This window comes from Mycobacterium sp. 1165178.9 (genome assembly GCF_001673555.1).
Lineage (GTDB): Bacteria > Actinomycetota > Actinomycetes > Mycobacteriales > Mycobacteriaceae > Mycobacterium.
On record NZ_LZMB01000122.1, the window covers coordinates 1 to 5,736 of the forward strand.

Genomic DNA, 5,736 nt, shown 5'->3' on the forward strand with positions numbered 1-5,736 from the left:
GGACCCCGCCGCGGGTCCGCGGCGGGGGCTCGATCCGGCGATCTACCGGGAAGCCGCGGTGCTGCGGGACCGGACGGGCGTGGTGCGGGGGTGCTCGCCCGTTCGGGCTGCAGACGGTCCCGCAGGAATTCGTCGCGCTCGTTCATGGGCTCCTCGCGTGCCGGGTGATCGATCGCCGCCCCGATCGGCCGGCGGCGACGAACGCATCACGTGATCATCGCCACCGTCGAACCTGCGACGCCGGGTGTGACCAATTCCGTCCAGTATCTCTTGTCGCGCGTCGTACGCGAACCCGCAAACTCGGCTGCGCGCCGCTACGGGCGGTCGTGACGCGCCCGGCTGGGTGCTGAGCAGGCTCGTACTCGCGCCCGACAACATCGCCGACCGGCCCGGCGCCCCGAATTGGTTCCATAGCTGCGGTAATCCCGGGAGGCCCAGGTCTAGTGCGGCCTTGCTCAAAGAGTTTGCTGACGAGGGCGCCGGACCGGGGGTGGACGCAATCGGGGCGCAACGGCGGCAGCGAAATTTACGACGCTGCCACCTGGCGGTTAGACTTGTCGAAGTTGGCATGTCAGGCGGGTATTGTCATATCGTTTTACGACTTGTCGAGACCGGTTCCAGGCCGCCGTTCAAAGCTGCACGGGCATCCCTAACAGGATCATCTGGGGCACAGCCCATCGAGACAAGACCGAAGGGGTTCTAGCCCGCAACCTAAAGGGCGCGACCTCGTCGGGGCCGCAGGTAACGGCCGCGCAGAACGTTCAGGTGAAGGGTCAGGTGCATATGACGCCCAAGCGCGTCGGGTTATACAACCCCGCGTTCGAGCACGACTCGTGCGGGGTTGCCATGGTCGTCGATATGCACGGCCGTCGTAGCCGCGACATCGTGGATAAGGCAATCACCGCGCTGCTGAACCTGGAGCACCGGGGTGCCCAGGGCGCCGAGCCCCGCAGTGGTGACGGCGCCGGCATCATGCTTCAGGTCCCCGACGCCTTCCTGCGCGAGGTCGTCGACTTCGAATTGCCCCCCGAAGGCAGCTATGCCACCGGCATCGCGTTCCTGCCGCAGTCGTCCAAGGACGCCGCGGCGGCGTGTGCGGCGGTGGAGAAGATCGCCGAGGCCGAGGGCCTGACGGTGCTGGGCTGGCGCAACGTGCCCATCGACGACTCGTCACTCGGCGCCCTGTCCCGTGACGCGATGCCCACCTTCCGCCAGGTATTCATGGCGGGCGCGTCCGGCATGACGCTGGAGCGCCGCGCCTACGTGGTGCGTAAGCGCGCCGAGCATGAATTGGGCACCAAGGGTCCTGGCCAGGACGGCCCCGGCCGCGAAACCGTCTATTTCCCAAGCCTTTCCAGTCAGACACTCGTCTACAAGGGCATGCTGACCACCCCCCAGCTCAAGGCGTTTTACCTTGACCTGCAAGACGATCGGTTGACCAGTGCGCTGGGCATCGTGCACTCCCGGTTCTCCACCAACACCTTCCCGTCGTGGCCGCTGGCGCACCCGTTCCGTCGCGTCGCGCACAACGGTGAGATCAACACCGTCACCGGTAACGAGAACTGGATGCGCGCCCGCGAGGCGCTGATAAAGACCGACGTTTTCGGGACCGAAGCCGACGTCGAGAAGTTGTTCCCGATCTGTACGCCCGGGGCGTCCGACACGGCGCGGTTCGATGAGGCGCTCGAACTTCTCCACCTGGGCGGGCGGAGCCTGGCCCATGCGGTGTTGATGATGATCCCCGAGGCCTGGGAGCGCAACGAGTCGATGGACCCCGCGCGACGGGCGTTCTACGAGTACCACGCCTCGTTGATGGAGCCGTGGGACGGTCCGGCGTCGATCACGTTCACCGACGGAACCATCATCGGCGCCGTGCTCGACCGTAATGGCTTGCGCCCCTCGCGAATCTGGGTCACCGAAGACGGCTTGGTGGTCATGGCGTCCGAGGCCGGCGTGCTGGACCTGGACCCGGCCAAGGTGGTCCGCCGGATGCGGTTGCAGCCCGGCCGCATGTTCCTGGTGGACACCGCGCAGGGACGCATCGTCTCCGACGAGGAGATCAAGGCGGAGCTGGCCGCCGAGCACCCGTACCAGGAATGGCTGGACAGGAACCTGGTGCCGCTCGACGACCTGCCACAGGGCAACTACAAGCGGATGCCCCATGACCGACTGGTCAAGCGTCAGCAGATATTCGGCTACACCTACGAGGAACTCAACCTCTTGGTCGCGCCGATGGTCCGCAGCGGCGCCGAGCCGATCGGGTCGATGGGCACCGACACCCCGGTCGCGGTGCTCTCGCAGCGGCCCCGGATGCTCTACGACTACTTCCAGCAGCTCTTCGCGCAGGTGACCAACCCGCCGCTGGACGCCATCCGCGAGGAGGTGGTGACCAGCCTGCAGGGCACCACCGGCGGCGAGCGCGACCTGCTCACGCCGACCGAGCGCTCGTGTCATCAGATCGCGCTGTCCCAGCCGATTCTGCGCAACCGGGAGCTGGCGAAGCTGATCAACCTCGACCCGGATGACGAGGTCAACGGGCGCCCGCACGGCATGCGCTCCAAAGTGATTCGCTGTCTGTATCCCGTCGCCGAGGGTGGCGCCGGGCTGGCTGCCGCGCTCGAGGAGGTGCGCGCGCAGGCTTCGGCGGCGATCGCTGACGGCGCGCGAGTGATCATCCTGTCCGACCGTGAATCCGACGAAGAGATGGCGCCCATCCCGTCGCTGCTCGCGGTGGCGGGGGTGCATCACCACCTGGTGCGCGACCGGACCCGGACCCACGTCGGTCTGGTAGTGGAAACCGGTGACGCCCGCGAGGTCCACCACATGGCCGCGCTGGTCGGCTTCGGTGCCGCGGCGATCAACCCGTACATGGCGTTCGAGTCCATCGAGGACATGCTCGATCGCGGCGTGATCGAGGGCATCGACCGCAAGACGGCGCTGAGCAACTACATCAAGGCCGCCGGCAAGGGCGTGCTGAAAGTCATGTCCAAGATGGGCATCTCGACGGTCGCGTCCTACACCGGTGCCCAGTTGTTCCAGGCGGTCGGCATTTCCGAGGACGTGCTCAGCGAGTACTTCACCGGTTTGAGCTGCCCCATCGGGGGCGTCACCCTGGACGACATCGCCGCCGACGTCGCAGCCCGGCACGCGCTGGCCTACCTGGACCGCCCGGACGAGCGGGCCCACCGCGAGCTCGAGGTGGGCGGGGAATACCAGTGGCGCCGCGAGGGCGAGTACCACCTGTTCAACCCCGAGACCGTCTTCAAGCTGCAGCACGCGACGCGCACCGGCCAGTACAAGGTGTTCAAGGACTACACCCGTCTGGTCGACGACCAGAGCGAGCGGATGGCATCGCTGCGCGGCCTGCTCAAGTTCCGGGCGGGGATCAATCCCCCGATTCCGGTGGAAGAGGTCGAGCCCGCCAGCGAAATCGTCAAGCGCTTCTCGACCGGGGCGATGAGCTACGGCTCGATCTCCGCCGAGGCGCACGAGACGCTGGCCATCGCGATGAACCGGCTGGGCGGCCGGTCCAACAGCGGTGAAGGCGGCGAGGACGTCAAGCGGTTCGATCGCGATCCCAACGGCGATTGGCGGCGCAGCTCGATCAAACAGGTCGCCTCCGGGCGGTTCGGCGTCACGTCGCACTACCTGACGAACTGCACCGACATCCAGATCAAGATGGCGCAAGGCGCGAAACCCGGTGAGGGCGGCCAGCTTCCGGGGCACAAGGTGTACCCGTGGGTTGCCGAGGTGCGCCACTCCACCCCCGGCGTCGGCCTGATTTCGCCGCCGCCGCACCACGACATCTACTCCATCGAGGATCTGGCGCAGCTGATCCACGACCTGAAGAACGCCAACCCGTCCGCGCGGGTGCACGTCAAGCTGGTCTCCGAGAACGGCGTCGGCACGGTGGCCGCGGGCGTGTCGAAGGCCCACGCCGACGTGGTGCTGATCTCCGGGCACGACGGTGGCACCGGCGCGACTCCGCTGACCTCGATGAAGCACGCCGGGGCGCCGTGGGAGCTGGGGCTGGCCGAGACGCAGCAGACGTTGCTGCTGAACGGATTACGCGACCGGATCGTGGTTCAGGTCGACGGCCAGCTCAAGACGGGCCGCGATGTGATGATCGCGGCGCTACTCGGCGCCGAGGAATTCGGTTTCGCCACCGCGCCGCTGGTGGTCTCCGGCTGCATCATGATGCGGGTCTGCCATCTGGACACCTGCCCCGTGGGGGTGGCCACCCAAAACCCGGTGCTGCGCGAACGCTTCACCGGCAAGCCCGAATTCGTCGAGAACTTCTTCATGTTCATTGCCGAAGAGGTGCGCGAATACATGGCCCAGTTGGGATTCCGCACGCTCAACGAGGCCGTCGGCCAGGTGAACTCCTTGGACATGACGCTGGCGCGGGCCCACTGGAAAGCGCACCGGCTGGACCTGGCCCCGGTGCTGCACGAGCCGGAATCGGCGTTCATGAACCAGGACCTGTACTGCAGCTCGCGCCAAGACCACGGTCTGGACAAGGCGCTGGACCAGCAGTTGATCGTGATGAGCCGCGAGGCGCTGGACTCCGGCAAGCCGGTGCGGTTCTCCACGACTATCAGCAACGTCAACCGGACCGTGGGCACCATGCTCGGTCATGAGGTCACCAAAGCCTATGGCGGACAAGGGTTGCCGGACGGAACCATCGACATCACGTTCGACGGCTCGGCGGGCAACAGCTTCGGTGCGTTTGTGCCGCGCGGCATCACGCTGCGCGTCTACGGCGACGCCAACGACTACGTCGGCAAGGGCCTGTCCGGCGGCCGGATCGTGGTTCGGCCCTCGGACGACGCGCCCCAGGATTACGTTGCCGAAGACAACATCATCGGCGGCAACGTGATCCTGTTCGGCGCGACCAGCGGCGAGGCGTACCTGCGCGGCGTCGTCGGCGAGCGGTTCGCCGTACGCAACTCCGGGGCGCACGCCGTCGTCGAGGGTGTCGGCGACCACGGTTGCGAATACATGACGGGCGGCAAGGTTGTCGTCCTCGGTCGCACCGGCCGCAACTTCGCGGCGGGCATGTCCGGCGGCGTGGCCTACATTTACGATCCGCAGGGCGAATTCCCAGGCAATCTCAACGCGGAGATGGTCGAGCTCGAGAGCTTGGATGAAGATGACTACGAGTGGTTGCACGGCATGATTCAGGCACACGTTGATGCCACCGATTCCGCTGTTGGCCAGCGCATTCTGGGTGACTGGTCGCAACACCAGCGGCACTTCACCAAGGTGATGCCCCGGGACTACAAGCGGGTGCTGCAAGCCATCGCCGAAGCCGAACGCGACGGCGTGGACGTTGACAAGGCGATCATGGCGGCCGCGCATGGCTGATCCGAGCGGCTTCCTGAAATACACGCATCGGGAACTGCCGAAGCGCCGGCCTGTGCCGATTAGGTTGCGTGACTGGCACGAGGTCTACGAAGAATTCGACAACGAGACCTTGCGCGAGCAGGCGACCCGCTGCATGGACTGCGGTATTCCGTTCTGCCACAACGGTTGCCCACTGGGCAACCTGATCCCGGAGTGGAACGACCTGGTTCGCAGGGACCGTTGGCGCGATGCCATCGAACGGCTACACGCAACCAACAACTTTCCCGACTTCACCGGGCGGCTGTGCCCGGCGCCCTGCGAACCGGCCTGTGTGCTCGGCATCAACCAGGATCCGGTGACGATCAAGCAGATCGAGCTGGAGATCATCGA

Annotated in this window: 2 protein-coding genes and 1 pseudogene; all 3 read left to right on the forward strand. The window is 66.3% G+C overall.

What is annotated here, in order from left to right; genetic code table 11:
- Positions 1–214: hypothetical protein (locus A5652_RS28375; protein ID WP_232001103.1), on the forward strand; the 214-nt coding region annotated here is incomplete at its 5' end.
- 569 nt (positions 215–783) lie between these two features.
- The gene (gene gltB, locus A5652_RS05980) at positions 784–5,367 is read left to right on the forward strand and encodes a glutamate synthase large subunit (protein WP_067347717.1); all 4,584 of its coding nucleotides are present in this window, start codon (positions 784–786) and stop codon (positions 5,365–5,367) included.
- Positions 5,360–5,736, forward strand: a pseudogene (gene gltD, locus A5652_RS05985) (glutamate synthase); the annotation flags it as partial. The gene gltB and the pseudogene gltD, both read left to right, overlap by 8 nt.

Excerpts from the sequence above, each read along its gene's own strand:
- gltB (WP_067347717.1), top strand. The coding sequence starts at position 784 with ATGACGCCCAAGCGCGTCGGGTTATACAACCCCGCGTTCGAGCACGAC.